18 protein-coding genes are annotated in these 23,958 nt (G+C 54.2%); 11 read left to right on the plus strand and 7 right to left on the minus strand.

Annotated features, from left to right (window positions below; genetic code table 11):
• The first annotated feature begins 9 nt into the window (after positions 1-9).
• The 3 genes from MKX51_RS06385 (at position 10) to MKX51_RS06395 (ending at position 3,712) form a co-directional block, all read left to right on the plus strand.
• Positions 10-1,614, plus strand: coding sequence for a response regulator transcription factor (locus tag MKX51_RS06385; protein ID WP_340995529.1), 1,605 nt, complete (start codon positions 10-12; stop codon positions 1,612-1,614).
• 112 nt (positions 1,615-1,726) lie between these two features.
• Positions 1,727-2,809 (plus strand): Gfo/Idh/MocA family protein, encoded by a 1,083-nt coding sequence (locus tag MKX51_RS06390; RefSeq protein WP_340991636.1) that lies wholly within the window; start codon positions 1,727-1,729, stop codon positions 2,807-2,809.
• Between the two features lie 222 nt (positions 2,810-3,031).
• On the plus strand, positions 3,032-3,712 hold the full coding sequence (locus tag MKX51_RS06395; protein ID WP_340991638.1) for an RAP domain-containing protein: 681 nt from the start codon (positions 3,032-3,034) through the stop codon (positions 3,710-3,712).
• A 468-nt stretch (positions 3,713-4,180) separates the two neighbouring features.
• On the opposite strand, the gene MKX51_RS06400 is transcribed toward MKX51_RS06395, so the two are convergent.
• Both MKX51_RS06400 and MKX51_RS06405 read right to left on the minus strand, forming a co-directional pair.
• Positions 4,181-5,224: a HAMP domain-containing sensor histidine kinase gene (locus MKX51_RS06400; protein ID WP_340991639.1), complete on the minus strand. Its 1,044-nt coding sequence runs from the start codon at positions 5,222-5,224 to the stop codon at positions 4,181-4,183.
• Entirely contained in the window at positions 5,221-5,895 is a 675-nt protein-coding gene (locus tag MKX51_RS06405) for a response regulator transcription factor (RefSeq protein ID WP_340991641.1), read from the minus strand. Before MKX51_RS06405 ends, MKX51_RS06400 begins: the two co-directional genes overlap by 4 nt.
• 217 nt (positions 5,896-6,112) lie before the next feature.
• Here MKX51_RS06405 and MKX51_RS06410 point away from each other — a divergent pair, with 217 nt between their 5' ends.
• Together MKX51_RS06410 and MKX51_RS06415 are read left to right on the plus strand one after the other, a co-directional pair.
• Positions 6,113-8,491: an ABC transporter ATP-binding protein/permease gene (locus MKX51_RS06410; RefSeq protein WP_340991642.1), complete on the plus strand. Its 2,379-nt coding sequence runs from the start codon at positions 6,113-6,115 to the stop codon at positions 8,489-8,491.
• Between the two features lie 195 nt (positions 8,492-8,686).
• A complete protein-coding gene (locus MKX51_RS06415) occupies positions 8,687-9,028 on the plus strand; it encodes a hypothetical protein (protein ID WP_340942943.1) in 342 nt (113 codons plus the stop codon).
• A 44-nt stretch (positions 9,029-9,072) separates the two neighbouring features.
• Here the strand turns inward: MKX51_RS06415 and MKX51_RS06420 are convergent, their stop codons facing one another.
• Both MKX51_RS06420 and MKX51_RS06425 read right to left on the minus strand, forming a co-directional pair.
• On the minus strand, positions 9,073-9,363 hold the full coding sequence (locus MKX51_RS06420; protein WP_340991644.1) for a hypothetical protein: 291 nt from the start codon (positions 9,361-9,363) through the stop codon (positions 9,073-9,075).
• A gap of 159 nt (positions 9,364-9,522) precedes the next feature.
• Complete coding sequence (locus tag MKX51_RS06425; protein ID WP_340995531.1) at positions 9,523-10,953, minus strand: DHA2 family efflux MFS transporter permease subunit; 1,431 nt, start codon at positions 10,951-10,953, stop codon at positions 9,523-9,525.
• A 298-nt stretch (positions 10,954-11,251) separates the two neighbouring features.
• Between MKX51_RS06425 and MKX51_RS06430 the strand changes: the two genes are divergently transcribed.
• The 3 genes from MKX51_RS06430 to MKX51_RS06440 all read left to right on the plus strand — a co-directional run bounded on the left by MKX51_RS06430 (position 11,252) and on the right by MKX51_RS06440 (position 13,656).
• Positions 11,252-11,833, plus strand: coding sequence for a TetR/AcrR family transcriptional regulator (locus MKX51_RS06430; protein ID WP_340991646.1), 582 nt, complete (start codon positions 11,252-11,254; stop codon positions 11,831-11,833).
• 119 nt (positions 11,834-11,952) lie between these two features.
• Positions 11,953-12,780, plus strand: coding sequence for a metallophosphoesterase family protein (locus MKX51_RS06435; RefSeq protein WP_340942939.1), 828 nt, complete (start codon positions 11,953-11,955; stop codon positions 12,778-12,780).
• A gap of 177 nt (positions 12,781-12,957) precedes the next feature.
• Positions 12,958-13,656, plus strand: coding sequence for an SDR family NAD(P)-dependent oxidoreductase (locus MKX51_RS06440; RefSeq protein ID WP_340991647.1), 699 nt, complete (start codon positions 12,958-12,960; stop codon positions 13,654-13,656).
• A gap of 25 nt (positions 13,657-13,681) precedes the next feature.
• On the opposite strand, the gene MKX51_RS06445 is transcribed toward MKX51_RS06440, so the two are convergent.
• Positions 13,682-14,893 carry a sugar efflux transporter gene (locus MKX51_RS06445; RefSeq protein ID WP_340991649.1) on the minus strand — a complete coding sequence of 404 codons (1,212 nt, stop codon included), beginning with the start codon at positions 14,891-14,893 and terminating at the stop codon, positions 13,682-13,684.
• Positions 14,894-15,159: 266 nt separating this feature from the next.
• Here MKX51_RS06445 and MKX51_RS06450 point away from each other — a divergent pair, with 266 nt between their 5' ends.
• A complete protein-coding gene (locus tag MKX51_RS06450; RefSeq protein ID WP_340991650.1) occupies positions 15,160-17,982 on the plus strand; it encodes a glycoside hydrolase family 3 C-terminal domain-containing protein in 2,823 nt (940 codons plus the stop codon).
• Positions 17,983-18,153: 171 nt separating this feature from the next.
• Here the strand turns inward: MKX51_RS06450 and MKX51_RS06455 are convergent, their stop codons facing one another.
• Both MKX51_RS06455 and MKX51_RS06460 read right to left on the minus strand, forming a co-directional pair.
• Positions 18,154-18,543: a hypothetical protein gene (locus tag MKX51_RS06455; RefSeq protein WP_340991651.1), complete on the minus strand. Its 390-nt coding sequence runs from the start codon at positions 18,541-18,543 to the stop codon at positions 18,154-18,156.
• A 27-nt stretch (positions 18,544-18,570) separates the two neighbouring features.
• Complete coding sequence (locus tag MKX51_RS06460; protein ID WP_340991652.1) at positions 18,571-19,482, minus strand: helix-turn-helix transcriptional regulator; 912 nt, start codon at positions 19,480-19,482, stop codon at positions 18,571-18,573.
• A 182-nt stretch (positions 19,483-19,664) separates the two neighbouring features.
• Here MKX51_RS06460 and MKX51_RS06465 point away from each other — a divergent pair, with 182 nt between their 5' ends.
• The gene (locus MKX51_RS06465; RefSeq protein WP_340991653.1) at positions 19,665-22,799 is read left to right on the plus strand and encodes an alpha-mannosidase; all 3,135 of its coding nucleotides are present in this window, start codon (positions 19,665-19,667) and stop codon (positions 22,797-22,799) included.
• Between the two features lie 16 nt (positions 22,800-22,815).
• Entirely contained in the window at positions 22,816-23,955 is a 1,140-nt protein-coding gene (locus tag MKX51_RS06470) for a glycoside hydrolase family 88/105 protein (protein ID WP_340991654.1), read from the plus strand.
• Positions 23,956-23,958 lie beyond the last annotated feature (3 nt).

The raw sequence follows: 23,958 nt of genomic DNA on the forward strand, positions 1-23,958 counted from the left end.
GCAGACATGATGTGGAAGATCGCTATTATTGACGATGAGCGCCAGGTACTTCAAGGGATGAAACGGGCGATTCCATGGGAGGAGCTGGGGGCGGAATGGGCCGGTGAGGCGCTGAACGGGGAAGATGGTCTGGCGATGATCCGGGCAACCAGCCCGGACATTGTAATCACGGATATCTATATGCCGGTAATGAGCGGCCTGGAGATGATGGAGCAATTAAGGAACGAGGGCTTCAAGGGCAAAATCATTATTCTGAGCGGTTATTCAGACTTCGAGCATGCCAGACAAGCCCTTCGGCTTCAGGTCAGTGACTATGTCTCCAAGCCGATCAGCCTGCCTACGCTTAGAACGATCCTTCACAAGGTTATTGCAGAGCTGCTCAGAGAGCAGGAGAAGGTGATCAGACAAGGCGAGCTGGAGCTGAAAATGATGCTGTATGAGCCTTTTGTCGAGAAGGAATGGGTCCGGTCCGCTGCGGTCGGCACCCTGGAGCCTTCATACCGGAACAATTCCCATCTTCCGCCTTCGTATCATTATTGGCTGGAAGGCAGGCATGCAAGCATCGGGATCGAGCTGATCCGTGATGACCGGGCCAGTTCCTTCTCGGTCTCGGACTGGAATCTGCTGCGCTTCGCAGTCAGTAACATTGCCTGTGAGGTTACGCGCAAGCATTACGCTAATATGGAATACACCGAGCTGAACAGCTACCGGGCCTTGCTGATTATTCATCCTGAGGCAGAATGCACGCAGCAGCTCGAGGAGCTGGGGACCCGGCTGGTCGACAGCATCCACTCGTATCTCAGGCTGGTAGTCCGCATAGGGATTGGAGGACTGAAGGATACCTGGACGAAGATTCCAGAATCGACGGAGGAGGCGTTCCGCGCTATGGATCACGGAGCCTTACGGATCAGTCCGGCCTATGAGGTGTACTGCTACCGGGAGAGCCACAGCAGCGGGCAGGACCGCGGGGTGCTCTTCCCGGTAAAGTTCTCCTACAAGCTGGCCGCCGCGATGAAGGCTTCACAGGAGGCGGAGGCGCAGCAGCTTGTATACGGATACATTACCGAGCTGCAAGCGCAGCAAGGGGTCTCCGCCAGCTACGTACAGATGCTCGGCAGCGAGCTATGGGGCATTATCACCTACTCCCTGTATGAGTCCGGATTCGTGCTTGATGATCTGTTCACCAATGACCAGATTGCCCAGGAGATCGGCAACCTGGCCATACCCGACCAGCTGGCAGGCTGGTTGTCCGCCAAAATCACAGCCATCTGTGCCAGCCGCCAATGGAAAGGCAGCAGCAAGCACCGGCAGGTCGTTGATTTCATGACGAACTACATTCATGAGCATTATGCCGAGGAGCTTACGCTGGCTGATCTGTCGGATAAAGTGTTCATCTCCCGGAATCATTTGTCGATTATTTTCAAGAACATTACCGGGGAGACCTTCAACAACTATCTGACCCGGGTACGGATTGAGAAGGCCAGGGAGCTGCTCATGGAACGCAATATGCTGGTCTATGAAGTGGCGGAGCGGGTTGGCTACAAGAACATTCCTTATTTCAGCACGCTATTCAAGAAGATCACCGGGATGAATCCCACGGAGCTGATCAAATGATGACACATATAATCCGCTAGAGACAAGTATGATGATAGAAGCCGCGATGACGGAGCAGGGACTTGCGGCTGAGCTGCATCAACATCAATGAGTCATCAAGGAGGACAGGGGTATGCCCGTTAACTTCAGCATTATCGGCGGAGGGGGATTCCGCGCACAGTATTATTTACGAATTGCCCGGGCCTTGCCGGACCTGTTCCGGATCGGCGGCCTTGTAGTCAGGGACCGGGCCCAGGGACAGGAGATAGAAACGGCGTGGGGTGTTCAGACATACCGCTCCCTTGACGAGCTGCTGCGCAGTGAGGACCCGGATTTCGCAGTAGTCTCCGTCAGCGGCGGGGCGGCAATGAACTATTTGTACCGGCTGGCCGAGATTGGCCTTCCGGCACTTACAGAGACGCCGCCTGCCTCCAGTCTGGAAGAGCTGGAGCAGCTGCACAAGGAGCTGACCGTGCACGGGGCTTGGATACAGGTCGCAGAGCAGTACCCGTACCATCCGGTTCAAGAAGCACGGCTGTCATTGATCCGCTCCGGCAGGCTGGGCAGAATCACCGAGACGACGGTTTCGGTATCCCATCTGTATCATGGGGCAGCCCTGATGCGCAGGATGCTTGGCATTGGGTTCGGGGAGGCGGTCATCCGGGGGATGCGGTTCGACTCCAGCTGGGTCGGCGGCCCAACCCGCAGCGGCCCTCCGGCTGAAGACAAGCTGATTCCGCTGCACAGGGAACTGGCCTGGCTGGATTTCGGAGACTGCTTAGGCATTTACGATTTCACCAAGGACCAGCACCGCTCCTGGACGCGCTCGAATCATCTTAGCGTGCGCGGAGAACGCGGGGAGATCTTCGACAACCGGGTGCTGATCCAGCAGGAGAATCTGGTGCCTCTGCAAATGGAGCTGAAGCGCATCAACCGTGGAGAACAGGAGAATGCCGAAGGCTATTACCTCCAGGGAATTATTTGCGGAGAGCAATGGCACTATACTAATCCGTTCATCCCTGCCCGGCTGTACGATGACGAGCTCGCCATTGCGTCCTGTCTGGACAAGATGGCCCTCTATGCGGCTGGCGGCCCCGGCTTCTATGGACTGGAGGAAGCTTCGCAGGATGTATACCTCGGCAAGATGATCGAGAAGGCCATAGAGTCCGGCGAAGCCGTAAGAGCAGAGCGGATGTGCTGGGCGGAGGGGAAGTAGGGTTGCGGCGGGGAGTATAGCTGCTGGTTATGCTGCTATGCTCGCATTACGTCCACATGTATGCCAACTTACACTACCACCGGTGAAGGATGTTATTGACGGTTGCAGTGTGGCGATACTATAATTTGTAAAACGGATGAAGCACATCCCGCACCTTGATTGATTGGGTGCGGGATTTTTTGTGCGCGAATATGCCTGATTTTATAGAGGAGGAAGAGAGAAATGGGATTTGCTGAAGAGCATCAGAGATGGCTGGAGTATCATAAGAAACGCAGGACAGGGGAACGTCTGGACCGGCTGGACCGGGGCCATCGGCATGGGGAGCAAATGTTTGTGGAGCGGGTATGGTGGCCGATTTTCGGGAAGTTGGATGATCTTCATCCGGAGTACGAGGTAGCAGACTGGCGGGGCAGGCCGTATTTTGTGGATTTTGTGTGGAAGCCGGGACAGGTTAAATTCGCTATTGAGATCAAAGGATATGGGCCGCATGTTCAGAACACGGACCGGACCCGCTACCGCCAGGAGCTGAACCGGGAGATGTATCTGCAGATTGCCGGATACCGCGTCATCGCCATCCCGTACGATGATCTGGAGTCTGCACCGGAGCAGACCATCTCCCTGCTGAAAGCTTTGCTAACCCCAAGTTTGTTGAAAACCAGTTCGGAGGGAAGCGGCCAGTTTACGAGGATAGAGCGTGACATGCTGCGGATGGCGAGCCGGATGAATGGCATGATACGGCCGGTGGATGTGGTGAAGGGGCTTGGTATTGATCCGCGAACGGTGAAGAAAAACTTGAATAGTTTGTGTGACAAAGGCAAGCTTACGCCTGTCTTGTTACAAGGAAGTAATAGAATCTGCCGGTATGAGCTTGTTCCATCTATTATGGATAATGAGATATGGTAGATAGTAACGCCTGATCCCGCCAAAAGTGGGCGCGGGGAGGAAACGAGAGGGATAAATCCCTCTGATCCCGCCGAAAGTGGGCGTGGGGAGGAAATGAGAGGGATAAATCCCTCTGATCCCGCCAAAAGTGGGCGCGGGGAGGAAACGAGAGGGATAAATCCCTCTGATCGCGCCAAAAGTGGGCGTGGGGAGGAAATGAGAGGGATAAATCCCTCTGATCCCGCCAAAAGTGGGCGTGGGGAGGAAATAGGAGGGATAAATCCCTCTGATCCCGCCGAAAGTGGGCGCGGGGAGGAAATAAGAGGGATAAATCCCTCTGATCCCGCCAAAAGTGGGCGCGGGGAGGAAATAGGAGGGATAAATCCCTCTGATCCCCCGCAAGCGGCCACAAAAGGGCGCACGCCCAACCCCTCAAGCCGCGCCCCCCGGCGGCCATTCGGTCAGCCGCGCCCCCCGGCCGCCTTCCCCTCAAGCCCCGCCTCGCGGCAGCTTGATCGTGAACGCCGAGCCTTGGCCCGGCTCGCTGCGCACCTCAATGGTGCCTTTGCTCAGGCTGATGATGCGCGCAGCGAGCGGCAGGCCGAGGCCGTTGCCCCCGGCGGCGCGGGCGGGGTCGCCCTGGTAGAACTTCTCGAAGATGTGCTTGCGCACCTTCGGGGTCATGCCGATGCCGGTGTCCGCGATGACCACCGAGATCCAGGCCCCGTCCGGGTGGAGCGCGACCGAGATCGTTCCGCCCTCCGGCGTGAACTTGATCGCATTGCCGAGCACATTAAGCCACACCTGCATCATCAGCTCCTCGTTGCCATAATACCGCTGCTCATCCAGCTCAATATCCAGATTCAGCTGCTTGGCGGACCAGAGGGATTCCAGCAGCAGCAGGGCCTGGCGGAGCTGCTCGTCCAGCGGATATTCGGCCAGTTCGGAGAGCATCTCCTGGTTCTCCAGCTTGGATATCTTGAGGATGTTACCGGACAGGTTGGAGAGCTGCCGTGAGCTTTCAATGATCATTCCGGTGTATTCGTCATGCTCCTCCTTGCTCAGATTCTCTTCCTGCAGCAGCATGGCGTACCCTTCGATTGCGGCAATGGGCGTCTTGAATTCATGAGACACATTCACGACGAAGTCATTGCGGAGGGTCTCGATGCTGCGTAGCTCCTGAACCATAAGGTTGAAATGATGTGCCACCTCACTGATCTCATTGATCCGGTGGGACTCATTCAGGTAGATATTGAAGTTGCCGTCTGCAATCTCTTTGGCTGCCTTGCTGAAGTCTGTAATCGGGGCCAGGATCTTCTTGCCTACCAGGATAGTGATCGTGGTCCCGACGACCAGGCTGAACAGCATCATCGTGAGAACAGGCGGAAACGGATTGCCGTGCTCCCTGGTATGATTGCCCAGCCGGTAATACAAGAAGGCTGTGATTCCCAGGATGAAGACAAAGAATAGAATGATCACGAACACCATTGAGACGAAATACCACCATAGCCCCCTGTCTCTTCTCCGAATCATCCCTGCTTCACCGCCTTATAGCCAAGCCCTCTGACCGTGACGATTTCAAAATCCGGATTGTCCCTGAAACGCTCCCGCAGCCGGTTAATGTGAACCACCACCGTATGCTCATCCGACTCGGAGTCCATCCCCCAGATTTCATCCATGAGCTGCTGCTTGGTGAAAATTTTATTCGGATAAGAGATCATTTTATAGAGGAGATAGAATTCCTTCTGCGGCAGCACGATGCGCTCTGGCCCCTGAATCACGGTTAACGTATCATAGTCGAGCACCGTTTCTGCCCATTCGATTTTGCGTTCGCTGATGATTTTGGCCCGGCGCAGCAGCGCCCCGACACGCAGGAGCATCTCATTCACATTGACCGGCTTGACCATATAATCATCAATGCCAACGAGGAAGCCCTGCTGCTTATCGGCAAAATTCTCCCGCGCCGTCACCATCAGGACCGGAAGCTGACTGTTGTTGTCCCGGATCATCCGTGTCAGCTCGAAGCCGTCCATCACGGGCATCATAATATCGCAGATCATCAGATCGATATAATCCTTATCCAGCATCGCCAGCGCATCCTCGCCATTCACAGCCGGAACCGTGCGGTAGCCGTGTCTGGTCAGTACAGTACAGAAAAGCTGCCGCAGCTTGGCGTCATCCTCCACTACAAGAATAGTAAACATAGGTTCTCCTCCTGGAACGGTTCCATGTTATAGAACGTATAGCCTGTATAGATGTTCTGTGGTTTTTTTTTAAGTATACCTCATCAAGATCAACTTAATCTCAACCGGGAGTTTAGGTTTAGTTTATATTGGACGATTATACTGGGGAACAGCAGGACAGGAAGTGCGTCGCACCTACAGAGAATAAGAGTATAGGAATGGAAAGGGAGACTGGACAATGCTGCAATTAAAAAACATTACCAAGAGCTATAAGACCGGTGAATTCACTCAAGTTGCACTGGATAAAGTAAATCTCAATTTCAGAGAAAGTGAGTTCGTTGCGATTCTGGGCCAGAGCGGCTCAGGTAAGACCACGCTGCTTAATATCGTCGGCGGACTGGATCAGTATGACAGCGGAGAGCTGATCATTAACGGCCAATCGACGGAGCGCTTCAAGGACAGCGAGTGGGATGCGTACCGCAATAACAGTGTCGGCTTTATTTTTCAGAGCTATAATCTGATCTCGCACTTAAGCATCACGGACAACGTGGAGATGGGGATGACACTCAGCGGGGTATCTTCAGCCGAGAAGCACCGCAAGGCGCTGGAGGTACTGGAGAAGGTCGGACTTAAGGATCATGTGCACAAAAAGCCGAACCAGCTCTCAGGCGGACAGATGCAGCGTGTGGCGATTGCCCGTGCGCTCGCGAACAATCCGGATATTATCCTGGCCGATGAGCCTACCGGAGCTCTGGATTCGGAGACCAGTGAGCAGATCATGGAGCTGATCAAGTCGATTGCCGAGGATAAGCTCGTCATCATGGTTACCCACAACCCTGAGCTGGCAGAGAACTATGCAGACCGCGTGATCCGCTTCTCGGATGGTCATGCGATCTCGGACAGCAATCCGCTGCCTACACAGAAGACCTCAAGTGCTTATAAGCTGAAGCAGACAAGCATGAGCTTTTTCACAGCCCTCAAATTATCCGGCAAAAACATTGCCACCAAGAAATGGCGCACGGGGTTGACCGCTTTTGCCTCCAGTATCGGAATTATCGGTATTGCCCTGATCCTGTCCCTGTCCAATGGCTTCGACAAACAGATCAGCTCCTATGAAACCGGGGCCTTATCCAACTTCCCGATCTCCATCAACCAGACGGCAATGAATTTGCAGAATGCAGGTCCTCCAGGGCAGGAAACAACGGAGCTCCCCTCCTATCCGGCTGAGAAAAAGCTGTATCCATACGACCCTACGGTGAATTCAGCCATCCACACGAACGTGCTGACCAAGGAGTATATCGAGTACCTTGACGGAATCGATCCCAAGCTGATTGACGGCGTCTCTTACACCCGTACCGTGAATATGAACTGGCTGGTGAAGAATGGGGACAAGGCGTCGGTTCTGGATAAAAGCAAGATCACAGTAGCACCGTATCCAAGCAAACAGGGCAGTGCCTCGGGCAGCTATCTGGAGCAATACTATGATCTGCTGGAGGGGAAATTCCCGACAGAGAAGACGGATCTTGTGCTGATCGTGGATCAGTACAACCGTCTGACCGATGGAGCAGTGAATGCGCTTGGACTGGATTATGAAGCAAAGAGTATCAATCTGAGTGATCTGGTCGGAACTCCGCTCAAGCTGGTCATGAACAATGATTATTATAAGCAAAATGGTGAACAGTTTGTAGTCAATGCAACCGGAGGAAATCTGAATGACCTCTACAACAGCCCCAAGGCAGTAACACTTAATATTGTCGGTGTGCTGCGCGCACAGGAGGGGTCGACAATCTCAACGCTGTCGCCCGGCCTGGTCTACTCCGATGAGCTGGCGGCTTCCTTCATTGCAGATGCACAGAAGTCGGAAATTGTACTCGCACAAGAGAAATCCGATATCAATGTATTGACGGGGCAAGCCTTGTCGGAGGGGGTCGCAGGCGGGGGCTCCAGTACCGGAATGGGCGAGATGCCGCTCGTGAACGCCGGAATGGCAGCGGCAGCCAACATGTCATCCATGACGAAGGAGAATGCCCTTGCAGCGCTGGGGGCCACGGATATTCCAAGCGCAGTCTCGCTGTATCCGATTGATTTCAGCGCCAAGGAATCTGTAACGGCTTATCTCGATAAGTGGAATGAAGGCAAAGCGGCGGAGGATCAGGTGCAGTACACCGATCTTGCGGCGATTGTGACGAATATTTCCGGCGGAATTATGGACGGGATTACGATGGTGCTGGTTGCTTTTGCGGCGATTTCCCTGGTGGTCTCCCTGATCATGATTGCGATCATTACTTATATCTCCGTAATGGAACGTACGAAGGAGATCGGCGTACTGCGTGCACTGGGTGCCCGTAAGAAGGATATCACGCGGGTGTTCAATGCCGAGACCTTCATTATCGGGGCATGCTCGGGGATTCTGGGCATCGGCATCACTTATCTGCTGACCATCCCGGTCAATGCAATCCTCTACAACCTGACGGAGCTGAAAAATGTCGCCCAGCTGAATCCGCTCCACGCGCTCATTCTTGGTGTCATCAGCGTCCTGCTCACTATGCTGGGCGGAGCTATTCCGGCCAAGATGGCGGCGAAGAAGGACCCGGTGACTGCCCTGCGCAGTGAATAACCAGCCTCAGTCCAGATCCGCCAGATTGAAATAATGAAATGACGAAATAACAAAGAACCAAGGGAATCCGTTCCTTTGGTTCTTTCTGCATTTAATTTCCGCATGATAAATTGCCATAGATCACAGACATACAGGGATATTGTGGGATAAAATAACAGGAAATAGAGATTTAATCATGTATCCAGGAGGGATTAAATGAAGACCAGAGGCAAGTTGCAGGTCGTTGCAGGTTTTCTTATGCTGGCGGCTATCATTACCTTGCACGATGTGCTGGAGAATCAGACGCTGAGAATCGTATTATCGATCACTGTAGCGGTAGCCGCTGCTTATTTTCTTTCCAAAATCAGTCTTCCGAAGCAGGTATCCGGCAGAACGATGACAGTAGCGTTAGTATCACTGCTGATATTCACTTGCGCATACCATATCCTTTTGTCCGTAGTTCTGGAGCAGAGTATATTTGCTAATGGCTTTTGGATGTTCTTATGCGTAATTTATTTGTTAATCTGGATGCGTGTCCGGCTAAGCCTCTCAAGATAACGGCAGCCGCTTGCATTGGAAGCAGCCGGAACAGCAGTCTGGGATTACTCCGCAGAAGGCAGCTGGGCGCGTAGCGTTTTCTTTTTGTTAATCTCCTTGGACAGCTCTAGCTGCTGCTGGGAGATTTTTTTGAGTTCGGCCTGCAGCTTGGTAATGCGGCTCATTTTACTGCTGAGGGAGCTTGGGGATGAGCTTAGCTTGCAGTCTTTTTCCAGCTGGTAGATCTTGAGCTTGGTCTTGCGGGTCTTCTTCTGCAGCTCTGTAATACCAGCTTCCATCTCTGCGATCTCCTGGTTTAAACGTTCCAGCACCGGTCTTGTGAAATTAATAGCCATTCGGGCACCTCTTACTTTTCTTAATAATATGCAGTCAGGATATCATTGTACTATAAGCGCTACGTATATGCGAGGGTGCAGAAGAAGACCCGTGGAGTGCGCTCCGCGGGTCTTCTTCTGTCTGCAGCCTCTGAAACAGCACAGCATCAGGTGCTCTCCTTAGACTTCCTCAGCGACAACAATCTTCTGCTTCACACCCGGTTCTTTGGCCTGCCCCACCTGCTTAATGAAGAAGGAGAGGATCAGCCCGATTATTCCGATGCCCACAATAATCAGATAGGAATCGTTGATGCCCTGGATGGAAGCCTCCATGACCATATGCTGCTGAGTCTCGCCGGCAGCTCCGCCGCTGGCTGCGAGTTCCTGGAAGTGGGTGGCGGTACGGCTGGTCATCACGGTGACCAGCAGAGAGGTACCTACTGCGCCGGCAACCTGCCTTACGGTATTGGAGATCGCTGTACCATGTGAATTCAGCCTGGAGGGCAGCTGATTCAGCCCGAGGGTCTGAATAGGCATCAGCAGCAAGGCCATTCCGATCCGGCGGCCGGTGGACATCAGCATCAGATAACTGTAGCTTGTCGAGTCTGTAAGATTCACGAAGCTGAGTGTAGTCAGAATCGTGATCGTCAGGCCGATAATGGCGAGCCATTTCGCTCCGAAGCGGTCGAACAGCTTGCCGGTGACCGGCATCAGCGCCCCCATAATCACCGCGCCGGGCAGCAGCAGCAGGCCGGATTCCATAGCGGTGAAGCCGCGAGCATTCTGCAGATAGAGCGGCAGCAGCATCATATCCGCATACATCACAATCGTAACCGCCACACTGATGACGGTGGTCAAGGAGAACATATTGTATTGGAAGGCCCGCAGATCCAGCAGCGGGCTCACGGAGGTGAGCTGCTTCCATATGAATAATCCTAGCGACACGGCGCCGGCGGCCAGCGACAATAGCACCTCTGCGCTGGACCAGCCAGCACTGGCTGCCCGGCTGAAGCCGTAGAGCAGGGTGCCGAATCCGATGGTGGACAGGATTACGCTGGTGATATCGATTTTGGGAAAAGAACGCTCGGCCACATTTCTCAGATAAATAAAACCGCATACGATGACCATAACCGTGAGCGGAAGCATGCCGTAGAACATCATCTCCCAAGAATAACGCTCCATAATATATCCGGCCAGCGTAGGGCCGATGGCCGGGGCGAAGATAATAGCCAGCCCGACCATCCCCATGGCGGCGCCTCTTTTCTCACGCGGGAAGAGGGTCAAAATAACCTGGGTGAGCAGCGGCATGATAATGCCGGCACCGGCAGCCTGAATCATCCGTCCGGTCAGCAGCACCGGGAAGCTTCCCGCGAGCGCCGATACAAGGGTACCCGCAAAGAAAATAAACATCGAGGCCTGGAACAGCTCCCGTGTAGTGAAGCGCTGCATCAGATAGGCCGTAATGGGAATCAGCACACCGTTAACCAGCATATAGCCGGTAGTGAGCCACTGGGCCGTGGCCGCCGTAATATTGAAGTCATGCATCAGCTCCGGTGTAGCCACGCTCATGATGGTCTGATTTAGTGTAGCCAGAAAGGCACCCAGAATCATTACGAAAAGAATAGGTCCCTTGGAAATGGATGGGGCTTCTTTGCTTGCTGTCTTGTTACTCACTATTCTTCATCCTTTCAAACCGCCAACTCATGGACTAAATTTACAATGTGTCGTATAGTTTACAATGTATAAAGTAGATTATAGATGAAAATATCATGTAATCAAGCAACGATTTTCGGGAAAATGTAAATTAGTTTACACTTAGAGGACATGTGTAGTGTATGTAGTAAAAAAACGACACTTTCGAGTGAAATTGTAGCCTGCACTTGGGCAGCACAGATTGGAGAGAACAGAAATGACGAATTCCGCCGAGCGGACAGATCCGCGTGTCCTTCGTACACGCCAATTTCTTAAAGAGGCTCTAATAGAGCTGATGGAAGAGATGAGTATTGAGAAAATTACCGTCAACCGCCTTGCGCAGCGGGCCCAAATTAACCGTGTGACCTTCTATCTGCATTACCGGGATATCCCGGATATGCTGGAGAAAATGGCGGATGATATGGCTGAGGAGGTTCTGGAAGTGGTGAGAGAGGATCCGGACTTTATGGAAGCCGCACAGCAAGAGAAGTGGCCGATGCTGGAGCACCTGCTTGTGCATATTGCAGAGAACGCCAAATTCTACAAAATCGTACTTACATCGCGGAAGAGCACGATATTTACCGACCGGCTGTTTAAACTGATGGCAGACATTATTTCTGCACGGGTGGAGAGCAGGGTTAGCGCGCATGACGCTTCTGAAGTAACGGTACAGAAGGACATTGCTGTGTGGTATGGCTCGGCGGCCCTCATTGGTACCATCATCGCCTGGCTTCGGGAGGATATGCCGTATACGCCGCAGTATCTGGCCAAGCAGATCACTTCGCTACGGGCGAATTGATTGCCGGAGGCAGATCAGGAAGGCTCCACAGGTCCAAGAGCAGCCAATTCCTCCCGCATATAAATAGTAGAGACTACTATGTATTCTGAAGCTATTTTGATGAGGTGGGGTGGTGCGAGATGAAGAGACGGGCAAGACCGGCACGGAAGCGGGGGCTTCGCGCCAAGCGGCAGGCTGTACCCGGAGTGAAGCGCAGAATCAAGGTGCAGACAGTTGAATTTGCGGTGTTTGGTGACAGTCACGTGGGATATGGGAACAGCTTGAGCATCTTTAAGAGTCTTTTGCCTAAGGCAGTGGGCAGCGGGAACAAACGGTTTATCATCTTCGGGGGAGATAACACCCAGGCGGGGGCGGATCACGGGAATAACGCCGGGACGTACTATAAGGAATTCAAGGACACCGTTACCAGTACGCTGGGAAGCATCCCTTACAAGGCGTCGATCGGGAATTGGGAGGCCAGCACACGGTCGTTGTTCACCCAGTATTTAGGGGCGGTGGCCGGACAGATGAATTTCCCGGGAACGCAGGGCAAGGTGAGATATGTATGGCTGGATTGCGCACTGGGGCAATTCACGCCGGCCAGCCTCAATCTGCTGCGTAATCTGGATGACAGGTATTTCTATATTATTGATTTCCATTGGCCGCTGCGGGTGCAGGGCATTACGGTGGATTCCAGCCATGTGCTCAGCGCGGCCGAGACCTCCAAGTTCTTCACGGCCATTCCGGCAAAAGCCAGAGAGAAGGTGCTGGCGATCTTCACTCATCACGGGCACAAATTCTACCGGAAGCTGAACAACATCTATCCGGGGTACACCAAGACCAAATTCTTCGTCACCGGCTGCTCCGGGGACTACAAATGCAAGCCCGGCGGGAATATGGGCTACTATAACGCCACATTAACCAGCAGCGGGCCAGGCTATAAAGTTGAGGCTTATATCGCGCACTGAGGGGCTAAGGGAATGAGACATAGCAGCGGGAGAGTGTCGTGAAGACATTCTCTTTATTTTTGGGCGGGCGTCCTGGCGGTAAACTTGACAGCCCTTTCATGGGTTGGGTATGGTTTAACAATACCGAATAATAAAAGTCATCAATACAAATAGAATTACGACAGGAGGAACAATACAATGAATATTCTAATTACAGGGGCGGGACGCGGACTGGGCCTTGAATTGGCGGCAGCTGCGCTGGAGCGTGGACATGCTGTTATTGCCGGGGTGCGGGATCTGACGCGCGGGCAGGCAGCATTAGCTGATCTGGCGGCAGTATACGGGGATAAGCTTACTCTTGTGACGCTTGATGTGACGGACGAGGCCGGAATAGCAGCGCTTGCTGCCAGCCTGACAGAGCAGGCCCGGACACTCGGCGTCATCATCAATAATGCCGCAGTGCTGAATGCCACGGACACCGCACTTGAAGCGCTGGATATGGAAGAGATGCAGCGTGCCATGGATATCAATCTGTACGGGCCGATGCGGGTGGTCAAGCACCTTCTGCCGCTGCTGACCGGGCCGGATGCTTCAATCATCAATATCTCATCAGAGGCAGGCAGTATCACCAATGCTTACCCGGGCAGCTATCCGTATACGATCTCCAAGACCGCGCTCAATATGTTCACGCAGAAGCTCCATGTCACGCTGAAGGACCGCGGCATCCATGTGCTCAGCGTCCATCCCGGCTGGATGCCTACCGATATGGGCGGAGCTAAGGCACCGCTTCACCCGCGCACCAGTGCCGAAGGCATTCTGGACCTGATCGGGCAGAGAGCCGAGCCGTCCGGCCATTTCAGATTCGTGGATTACACGGGTGAGGATATGGATATCTAGCTGGGCATCTCCAGCACTTCACCTGTTAAGAGGCAAGTGGTGTGGTGATTTTCTCGTCCGGTGAGCGGCGGGGCCAGAGCAGCAATCCCAGTGAGCAGACTACCAGAACTACGCAGAGCAGGTAGGAATGGCGGTATCCTAACCACTGGGCTGCGGCTCCTCCCGCCAGGCTTCCGGCCAGTCTGCCGATGGTTGTAGCATTGGTATACAGCGTGGAGGCATAGCCGGGAAGGTCCGGCAGCAGATCCTGAATATAGCTGATGCCAATTGCAGAGATCACAGCGACAAAAAAAGCCAGCAGCACCTGTCCGGCGATGAGCTGCCACAGCTCACCTACTCCGATTACCAGCGCATAATAGATTCCCCCCATTGCCATTCCCCAGCCCAGCAGCACCTTGCTGTCGTATTTGGCTGACAGCAGCCCCAGCACCAGCATGAACGGAATTTCCATTAACGCACAGATACTGGCCACCGAAGCTACATTCTGTGTAGTACCTCCCAGCGTATTGACAATAAACAAGGAGATATTCAGACTATTGGCCCAGTGTCCGGTATAGAGCAGGGTCAGGATGAGAAAAGGAACCAGTACCCTGGCGCTGCGTTGCAGCCCGGACGGCTGCTGGATACGTCTGTGGACCTGCTGCTTAGCGGCTGGAGGCCGTACGAAGCTGAACACCAGAAGGGCATTGAGCAGGAAGATCAGAGTGGTCGATGAGAAGATCCCCTGAAATCCGAAGCGGCTCAGGAGTGCGGCTCCTACCAGCGGACCGCTGATGAAGCCAAGGGAGAACATCGAGCGCAGAGCCGAGTTAGCCAAGGCATGATCAGGAGAGCTGCTGGCGCTCACAGCTTCTCTGGCACTGGCGAATAATTGCGGCATCGCCGGGGCGCCTAATGCGGTGAATATGGTCATATAAGCCAGCAGCGGGTAGAAGTCATGGATGAATATGTATCCGGCAAAAGCAACGGCGTTGAACATCATACAGATCACCATCAGCCTGCGGCGGTTCAGCCCGGCGTCGGAGCGTTTGGCAATGAACATGCTTAAGGCTACTCCGCTAAGGAGCGTCACCGCTGTAAATATTCCGAAGGTTCCGGCACTGACACCGAGTTCTTCTGTGAAGTAGACCGCCAGGAATGGAGCGCTGATAGAGATGGCCATTCCCTGGAACAGCATGCAGAGCAGGAATATAGGGTAGGTTGGAATGAGGAGCAGAGCATAGGTTCTTTTGAGCATAGAGTGTGAGGACTTCCTTTCAGCATCGCTTGTAGTCTTATCTTTGATTTAATTATAGTATAACGTCAATAGCATATGATGTGTCTGATTAGTATCTTTACCATACGGAATCCCTAATAATGAACTGATTTTTGGGCCAATTGTTCAGGTGTTATTGTCCGGGAGAATCTTCTAAGATGGAGGAGGATAGGACAGCCGGGCTGTGCGGACGTTCGGTTTGGCTGGAGATGAAACCGTTATCATGAAGAATGAAGGAGAGATTATATATGGACGCTGCTATGTATCCTTTTAGACAAATGAAATTGCCATTAGATGAACGTGTTCAGGATCTGCTCTCCCGGCTGACGCTGGTGGAGAAGGTCAGTCTGATGCCGCAATATCAGGCTGCCATTGAACGGCTGGGTGTAGGCGGTTACAAGCATGGAACGGAGGGAGCGCACGGGATTTCCTGGCTCGGCAAAGCCACCTCATACCCGCAGCCAAGCGGCCTTGCCTGCACCTGGAACCCGGCGCTGCTGCAAAGAATCGGCTCGGCGATCGGCGATGAGGCCAGAGCCTTTTACCGTAAGAATCCCACCATTAACGGCTTGACCCTGTGGGCACCGACTGTGGATATGGAGCGGGACCCGCGCTGGGGGAGAACAGAGGAAGCCTACGGGGAAGACCCTGAGCTGACAGGCCGATTGAGTACAGCGCTTGTTCAAGGAATTCAAGGCGATCACCCGGTGTATCTGAAAGCGGTCGCAACCCTGAAGCATTTCCTCGGGAACAACAATGAGATTGACCGGGGCGTGGCTTCGTCCAGCATTGACCCGCGCAATATGCGCGAATATTATCTGGAAGCGTTCAAGCCTGCCTTCAAGGAAGGCGGCGCACAATCCATGATGACCGCCTACAATTCGGTGAACGGCGTGCCGGTTATCCTCCATCCGGCGGTGATGGAGATTGTGAAGGGCGAATGGGAGATGGACGGCTTCATTGTCAGCGATGCCGGAGACCTGTTCGGGATTGTGAAGGATCATAAGTATTATGATTCCTTCGCCCAGTCTATGGCGGAGTCGATCAAGAACGGCATAGACAGTGTAACTGAAGAGACAGAGGAGACCATTAAGGTCATTCACGAGGCGCTCCGTGAAGGTTTGCTGACGGAGGAGGATCTGGACCGCGCGCTGGCGAACACCTTCCGCGTCCGCTTCCGGCTCGGTGAGTTCGACCCGGAGGAAGGTAATCCGTATACGATGATAGACGACTCAGCCATTCTCAGCAAAGCGCATGGCGAGCTGTCACTCGAAGCCGCGAAGGAATCCATCGTGCTGCTGAAGAACGATAACGCAGCCCTTCCGCTGAATGCAGCCGCGCTCTCCAAGGTGGCTGTGATCGGCACGCTGGGGGACGAAGCATTCAGAGACTGGTATTCCGGTACGCTGCCGTATGCGGTGACCCCTATGCAGGGAATCACCAAGAAGCTGTCAGGCAAGCAGGTCACCTTCGAGAGCGGGGATGACCGGATCATTCTGACCTCCGCTGCCAGCGGACAAGCGGTGGGGTTAACAGGTGAGGACGGACGGCTCGCAGTGCTGCATGATCAGCCGGAGCGGGGAGAGATGTTCCGCCATACGGCGTGGGGCTGGACCGCTCATACCCTTGAATCCGCCAGCAGGGGACAATATGTTACCCTGACAGATGCCGGCACACTGACCGCTTCCGCGGATGAAATCTATGGCTGGTATGTGAAGGAATCGCTGAACATGGTTCAGGAAGGCGAAGGAACTGTCAGCCTGCGCACCTGGAATGATCAGCCGCTTGTTATCAGTGCTGAGGACGGAACCATTCGCGTTGCTGAAGAAGAAACGTCTGCCGAAGCAGCCCAATTCCATAAGAAAGTTGTCGTGAACGGCGTAGAAGCAGCGGTAGAAGCGGCCCGGGCCGCTGAGGTTGCCGTTGTCTTCGTCGGTAACCATCCGCTCTTGAACGGCAAGGAGGAGATTGACCGGCCGGATATTGTACTGCCCGTAGAGCAGGAGAATCTGGTCAAGGCTGTCTATGCCGCCAACCCGAACACCGTCGTGGTGATCGTCGGCAGCTATCCGATTTCCTCCACCTGGATCGACGAGCATATTCCGGCCGTGCTGTACACCTCGCACAGCGGACAGGAGCTGGGCCATGCCGTCGCAGATGTCCTGTTCGGCGATTACAGCCCGTCCGGCAAGCTGAATATGACCTGGTACCGCAGTGTCAGCCAGCTGCCTGAATTCATGGACTACGATATTATCAAAGGCAAGAGAACTTATATGTACTTCGACGGTGAACCGCTCTATCCGTTCGGTCACGGTCTGAGCTATGCGCAGGTGGACTACAACAAGCTGTCCCTGGCAGCAGAGGAAGTGCAGCAGGACGGCACGATCAATCTGAGCGTAGAGCTTGAGAACAGCGGCGGCGTTGACGGTGACGAGGTAGTCCAACTCTATGTCCAGTGCTTGTCTACCCGGATCAGGCGTCCGCTTAAGCAATTGAAGAGGTTTGACAAAATCCGGCTGGCTGCCGGACAGAAGCAGACGGTCACATTCACCTTACCGGCCGCTGAACTCTCCTTCTGGGACGTCAGCCGCGAACAGTACTGTGTGGAGGATGGGGAATACATGCTAATGGCAGGCCGTTCCTCGGGAGATATCCGGCTGTCCGCCACAATCAGGGTGCATGGCGAGACAGTTCCGCCGCGTGATCTGTATACGCCAGTGAAGGCTGAGAATTACGATGATTACGATAGCGTCTTCCTTGATGAATGCAAGGCAGGCGGCGCTGCGGTGCATCCGGTGAAGGAAGGGGCATGGATCGCCTTCCATAATGTCCGTTTTGCAGAGGGTGCAGCAGGTGTCGAGATGCTGGTATCCTCCGTCCAGGGAGGTATGGTTGAAGTCCGGACCGGCAGCCCGTCCGGCAAGCTGGCGGCTACCCTTACAGTTCCGTCCGGCGGCGTTCAGCAGTGGCACAGCCAGTCCGCTATAGCGAGTGTGGATGCAGGGACCACAGATGTATATCTTGTCTTGCGGGGTGAGGTTCTGCTCAGCCGCGTGCAGTTTACGGTGTAAAAGTCAGCCCTGTTACTGTTCAAATGTAAATTTCTCGCTGAAACGGTACCATCCTTTAAAAGGACGGCAAAGCCGTTTCCACTTGTCCAACATGCAAGAAGCTAACAGAGCAGCGTTTCTCCTGTAACGGGAGAAGCGCTGCTCTGCTGTGTATCCGGTCCCCGGATAAGTCTAGCTTAATTCATCCGTCACATCTGACCATGTGGAATAAGCAGGCAGCTTCTGCAAGCCCCAATAATCCAGCAGTATACGGATCACGCTGTCCCTGTCAGTCATCTCCCGGGAGAAATGCCTGAAGGACCCGTCTGGATAGCCGAGGCGCAATTCAACGACGATGCTGCGGGGAGTATGGCGGATAGGGGCGGCCTGCATATACAGACTTCCCTCTACCGGCGTACTGGGATCAATGACGATGAAATCATCCGGATCTTCGGTGAAGCCGTTAACGATATGGGTGATAAGCGAGGCTTCAATGGCGTAGTTTGCAAAGGTTTCATATTGGGTGCTGATTGTATACGTGACACCGCTGCTGTTATCTTTGCTGGAGTTTAGCGTTTCCATGTTCCATTTTCCTCCTCGATATTTAATTCAATACGAACTCAAAGACGAAGCCCCGCCAGATGCCCCCTGCGCCTTGCGGAATGCGGAGGGGGACATGCCGCTCTGCTTATTGAAGATGCGGTTGAACTGGGAGAAGCTGTTGAAGCCGCATTGCCCGGCGATGTCGGAGATCTTGTACCGGGTATGGAGCAGGAGCTGCTGGGCTTTGCGGACGCGGGTCATCTGGATGTACCCGGTCAAGGTGAAGCCGGTGACGGTTCTGAACTGGTGCGATAAATAATAAGGGCTGATATAGAATTCCTTGGAGATGGAGTCCAGGGACAGCTCGCTGCCGTAATGGCTGTGAATGTGGGCGGTGATTGAATAGATTTTTTGCATCATGGCATTGCCGATCTCCTCAAGCACGTACGCATTCTTGTCATTCTGCTGGGACAGACTGCATAAGAACTGCTGGAACAGACTGTGAATCAGTACCGGATTCAGCGGTGAAGTGTTGCGGGAACAGTTGAAAATAGCATTGAGCGGCTCAAACACGGCACTGCGCAGCCCTCCGGTGAACCGGTAGATCGGAACCTCCTCGGCGAACGGCTGCAGCATTGCATTGTAAGCGGTCTCAAATCCGGGTATATTCCTGGGCAGGTTGAAGTTGATAATTAGTCGCTTATGCGGCGGGCCTGCGGGATACTGGGTCATATGCAGCCGGTACGGAGCAAGCAGAACAATGTCATATTGCTGCAGGGCATGTACATTACCTTCAATAATATGAGTAGCGCTGGAATCCAGCAGAATATGAATCTCATAAAAGTCATGATCGTGCTGGAACTCCATATTGATGTCGTGAGAGCGCTGATCGTAGTCGAAATAGTAAAAGAGCGGATCAGCCGGGGTATTGATACGTATGCTATATCCTTGGTCATATAACAGGTCGCTGTCAAGCATAGCCTCTCTCCTCACCGTTGCCGTTTACTATAGAAGTCCAAGCCGTTTCCACCTGTATATTATAGGCCCAAAAAAGCAAAATATGCAATGAATAGGGCGGAATACAGCAAGAGTAGGGTAGTTTTTGGAGTGAAAGGTTTGCTATAGTGACCATATGAAAGCGGATACAGGGAGTGATAGAGATGTTATTCACAGAAGAAAAGCTGATCAAACGCCAGGCTGAAGTGGAAAAGTATAGATATCTTAAGGTTCAGGAGCTTACAGAGTTCGCGTTCGCTGAGGATGAGGAAGGGGCTAACGGTGTATACCCGGAGTCGGTCTCCTTTGATGGCATCATCAGGCTTCAGGAGCATTGGCGCGGGCGGGACCGTTACATCTGGCTGCGCACAGAGATCGTGCTGCCGCCTGGTCAGGCAGGCTTCAAAATTGCCGGCAGATTTGATTTTGGCAAAACAGGGGACTTCAATAACTCCGGCTTCGAATCGCTGCTGTTCGTGAACGGATCGCCTTATCAGGGCGTAGATAACAACCATAGAGAGGTAATCTTCGGCGATGAATGGGGCGGACAGACGGTAGAGCTGGCCTTCCGGCTATGGTCGGGACTTGAGGGCGGCGGAGTGCCCAGAATTCAGGAGCACCGGCTCAGCGAAGCGTTCATCGGCTATCTGGACGAGAGCATTGATGACCTGTTCTATATGTCGAAGGCGGCGCTCGACACCTTCCGTTATCTTGGCAGAGACCAGCCGGAGAAGCAGTGGCTGTTAAGAGCGCTGAACGAAGCCTTCCGTCTGATTGACTGGTCGGAGCCGGGCTCGCCAGAGCATACTGCTTCGCTGTATAAGGCAGGCGCCAGTCTGAATCAGGCGATAGAGGCGATGCCGCAGACTTTTGACGTAACGCTTACGGCTGTGGGCCATACCCATATTGATGTTGCCTGGTTGTGGAGGCTGAAGCATACCCGTGAAAAGACAGCCCGTTCCTTCTCCACCGTTCTGCGGCTGATGGAGGAGTTCCCGGAGTACCAGTTCCTGCAGACGCAGCCTCAATTGTACGCATATCTGGAGCAGGATTATCCGGAGTTGTTCGGGCGGATCACCGAGAAGGTGAAGGAAGGGCGCTGGGAAGCGGAAGGGGCGATGTGGCTGGAGTCGGATTGTAATATCCCGTCCGGTGAGTCGCTGGTCCGCCAGATTATGCTGGGCAAACGCTATCTCAGTGAACAATTCGGCGTAGAGAGCAAGTACCTGTGGCTGCCGGATGTCTTTGGATACAGCTGGGCGTTGCCGCAGATTCTCCGTAAATCGGGCATCGACACGTTCATGACGACCAAAATCAGCTGGAATCAGTTCAACCGGATGCCGCATGACACCTTCTGGTGGCGGGGGATGGACGGCTCGGAGGTGCTGACACATTTCATCACGACCTCCGAGAAGGATGGGGCAGAGTACACGTATAACGGCCGGATGACGGCGGGGCTGCTGCGCGGAATCTGGAATTCCTATCAGGATAAGGAGATCAACGATCACCTGATGTTTGCATACGGCTGGGGTGACGGAGGCGGCGGGCCGACGCGGGAGATGCTGGAGCTTCGGCGGCGCTTCGACAAGCTTCCGGGCATTCCGAAGATTGAGATGGGCAGTGCCGGGGAATATTTCACCGGGCTGCATGAACGGATCGGGAAGGCGGAGTCGTTCGTACACACCTGGAACGGGGAGCTGTATTTCGAATGCCACCGGGGTACGTATACCTCACAAGCCCGCAACAAGAAATATAACCGCCGCCTGGAGCTGCTGCTGCGCGATGCCGAGTGGCTGCATACGCTGACGGGTGTAAGACAGGGGAATCTTGAAACCGCTTATCCTGCGGCTGAACTGACCGGGATCTGGGAGATTCTGCTGCGCAACCAGTTCCATGACATCATTCCCGGTTCGTCGATCGCTGAGGTCTATGAGGACAGTGATGCTGAATATGCAGAAGGCGAGGCGCGCTCACTGGCTCTGATTAACGGTGTTGTCCAAGAAAAAGCTGACAGCAGGTTCACGCTGCTGAACAGCTCGAACTGGAACCGTCCGCGTTATGCACTGCTTCCTATAGCTGCAGCAGATTCCGCAAGTGTTCATGACGCAGACGGGAACCGGCTGTGGCAGCAGCGGACGGCAGACGGGGAAGTGCTGGTCTACGTTCCGTCTGTGCCTGCATTGGGTACGGCGGTGCTGAAGGTAGTTCACGGGCAAGCAGGCAAGGCTCCTCAGGAGTCACAGGTTCAGCCGCTTGCAGCTGTATCCGGCAACACGCTGAGCACACCGCTTGTGGAAGTGGTGTGGAATGAGCAGGGGCATTTCACTTCGATGATCGACCGGAAGAGCGGCCGTGAGCTGCTGGCTCCCGGGCAGCGCGGGAATGTACTACAGGTGTTTGAAGATAAGCCGCTGGATTTCGAAGCGTGGGATATCGATATTTTCTACCAGGAAAAGATGACCGAGATCTCGCAGCTGACCGGATGTGAGCTGACCGAGAATGGTCCGCTGCGGGCGGTGCTGCGTATGACCTGGACCTATCACCGCACAGCGGTTACCCAGGATATCATCTTCTACCGTGATACTGTGCGGATTGACTTCCATACTGAGCTGGATTGGCACGGACATAACCAGCTGCTGAAGGTGGCTTTCCCGGTGGATATTCATGCGCTGGAGGCTACCTATGATATTCAGTTCGGTAACGTGAAGCGTCCTACACACTGGAATACGAGCTGGGATTACGCCCGCTTCGAAACGGTGGGCCATCAGTGGGCGGATATCAGCGAGAAGGGGTATGGCATTGCGCTGCTTAATGACTGCAAATACGGCTACGATATCAAGGATAGCGTGCTCCGGCTGACGCTGCTGAAATCGGCGGTGCATCCCGATCCGCAGCAGGATCAGGGGCATCATGAATTTACGTATGCCCTGTACCCGCATACCGGTGATTTCGTCGAAGGCAGGGTGGTCCAGGAGGCGTGGGAGCTGAATAATCCGCTGCGCAGTGTGGCAGGTGAGCTGGAAGGGAACCCGCTGCTTTATATCGATGGTGCGCATGTGACAGTGGATGCTATCAAACGTTCGGAGGACGGCAAGGATGTGGTGGTGCGCCTGCATGAGTACGCCGGTTCCCGGACACAGATTACTGTAGATAGCGCCTATTCTATGGCTTCCTGGCAGGAATGCAACCTGATGGAGGAGCCGCTGGGAGACTGGCAGGAAGCAGAGGAGCTGAGCTTCCAGGTGAAGCCTTATGAGATCAGAACGTTCAGAATCAAGCTGCGCGGGACGCAGAGCTGAGAGGAGAGAGGCTAGGATGGGAGCAGGAGAGAAGCAAGCGGTGCCGGTTAGCTGTGTGAGCAAGGAAGAGGTTATGCAGAAGCTGGACCTGGTCACGAATAAGCTGCTGAAGCTGGGCCGGCCGGATAATGAAGCGGAATTGCAGAACCTGGGGGAAGACGCGGGACGCCGGGGGTATTTTGCAAGGGACTTCGGGATGGAAGAGTGGGATTGGCCGCAGGGAGTGGGGCTGTATGGCCTGCAAAAGCTGGACCGGCATTTCGGGGACGGCCGTTATGCGGCATACACCAAGCCATGGATGGACCGGCAGCTGGAGAAGGGATTGCCCAGCCGGAATATTAATACGACTGCCCCGATGCTGTCGCTGATGGAGCTGGAAGAGGCCGGAGAGCTGAGTCTCGAATGGATAGAATGGCTGATGCAGGGGCTACCCCGGACGCTGGAGCAAGGCTATCAGCATGTGACTACAGGGACTCAGAAGCATGAGATTTCGCTCCATGAGAACGAGATCTGGATTGATACGCTGTTCATGGCGATTCTGTTCACTGCCAAAATGGGGGTGAAGTACGATAACCCGCAGTGGCGCGAGACCTCGCTGCATCAGCTGCTGCTGCACATTAAATATCTGTATGACAAAAAGACCGGCTTCTTCTTCCATGGCTGGCATTTTGCAGAGCGCCACAACTTCAGCGAAGCTTTCTGGTGCCGTGGCAACGGCTGGTTCGCGCTCGGTCTGCCGGAATATCTGGAGCTGATGCGGCCCTATCTGGCAGACGGAGTCTTCAGCTATCTCCAGCAGACGCTACAGGCCCAGGCCGAAGCCTTGCTCGCTTGTCAGAGCGGGGACGGACTATGGCATACCCTGCTGGATGACCCCGGCAGCTATACCGAGACTTCGGGTTCGGCTGCGATTGCCGCCGGAATTCTGAACAGTGTGCGCCGGGGGCTGCTCCCGGAGGCCTATAGCGAACCTGCACTACGGGCAATCCGCGCCATCCTGGACAGAATTGACGGCGAAGGCACAGTGCTCGGCGTGTCCGGCGGTACTCCCATCGGCGCAGCCAAGGAGGACTACAAAGGGATCATCATTGCCCCTATGGCCTACGGACAGGCGATGGCGCTGGTCGCGCTGGGCGAAGCGCTGCATTACTGCTGAGGG

This window comes from Paenibacillus sp. FSL M7-0420 (assembly GCF_038002345.1).
Taxonomy (GTDB): Bacteria; Bacillota; Bacilli; order Paenibacillales; family Paenibacillaceae; genus Paenibacillus_AQ.

Bases quoted from the DNA above. Each gene is read 5' to 3' on its own strand.
- MKX51_RS06440 (WP_340991647.1), top strand. From the start codon at position 12,958: ATGAATATTCTAATTACAGGGGCGGGACGCGGACTGGGCCTTGAATTG.
- MKX51_RS06420 (WP_340991644.1), bottom strand. From the start codon at position 9,363: ATGGCTATTAATTTCACAAGACCGGTGCTGGAACGTTTAAACCAGGAG.
- MKX51_RS06430 (WP_340991646.1), top strand. From the start codon at position 11,252: ATGACGAATTCCGCCGAGCGGACAGATCCGCGTGTCCTTCGTACACGC.
- MKX51_RS06435 (WP_340942939.1), top strand. From the start codon at position 11,953: ATGAAGAGACGGGCAAGACCGGCACGGAAGCGGGGGCTTCGCGCCAAG.
- MKX51_RS06415 (WP_340942943.1), top strand. From the start codon at position 8,687: ATGAAGACCAGAGGCAAGTTGCAGGTCGTTGCAGGTTTTCTTATGCTG.
- MKX51_RS06455 (WP_340991651.1), bottom strand. From the start codon at position 18,543: ATGGAAACGCTAAACTCCAGCAAAGATAACAGCAGCGGTGTCACGTAT.
- MKX51_RS06395 (WP_340991638.1), top strand. From the start codon at position 3,032: ATGGGATTTGCTGAAGAGCATCAGAGATGGCTGGAGTATCATAAGAAA.
- MKX51_RS06405 (WP_340991641.1), bottom strand. From the start codon at position 5,895: ATGTTTACTATTCTTGTAGTGGAGGATGACGCCAAGCTGCGGCAGCTT.
- MKX51_RS06410 (WP_340991642.1), top strand. From the start codon at position 6,113: ATGCTGCAATTAAAAAACATTACCAAGAGCTATAAGACCGGTGAATTC.
- MKX51_RS06400 (WP_340991639.1), bottom strand. From the start codon at position 5,224: ATGATTCGGAGAAGAGACAGGGGGCTATGGTGGTATTTCGTCTCAATG.
- MKX51_RS06425 (WP_340995531.1), bottom strand. From the start codon at position 10,953: ATGATTCTGGGTGCCTTTCTGGCTACACTAAATCAGACCATCATGAGC.
- MKX51_RS06445 (WP_340991649.1), bottom strand. From the start codon at position 14,893: ATGCTCAAAAGAACCTATGCTCTGCTCCTCATTCCAACCTACCCTATA.
- MKX51_RS06465 (WP_340991653.1), top strand. From the start codon at position 19,665: ATGTTATTCACAGAAGAAAAGCTGATCAAACGCCAGGCTGAAGTGGAA.
- MKX51_RS06450 (WP_340991650.1), top strand. From the start codon at position 15,160: ATGGACGCTGCTATGTATCCTTTTAGACAAATGAAATTGCCATTAGAT.
- MKX51_RS06470 (WP_340991654.1), top strand. From the start codon at position 22,816: ATGGGAGCAGGAGAGAAGCAAGCGGTGCCGGTTAGCTGTGTGAGCAAG.
- MKX51_RS06460 (WP_340991652.1), bottom strand. From the start codon at position 19,482: ATGCTTGACAGCGACCTGTTATATGACCAAGGATATAGCATACGTATC.
- MKX51_RS06390 (WP_340991636.1), top strand. From the start codon at position 1,727: ATGCCCGTTAACTTCAGCATTATCGGCGGAGGGGGATTCCGCGCACAG.
- MKX51_RS06385 (WP_340995529.1), top strand. From the start codon at position 10: ATGTGGAAGATCGCTATTATTGACGATGAGCGCCAGGTACTTCAAGGG.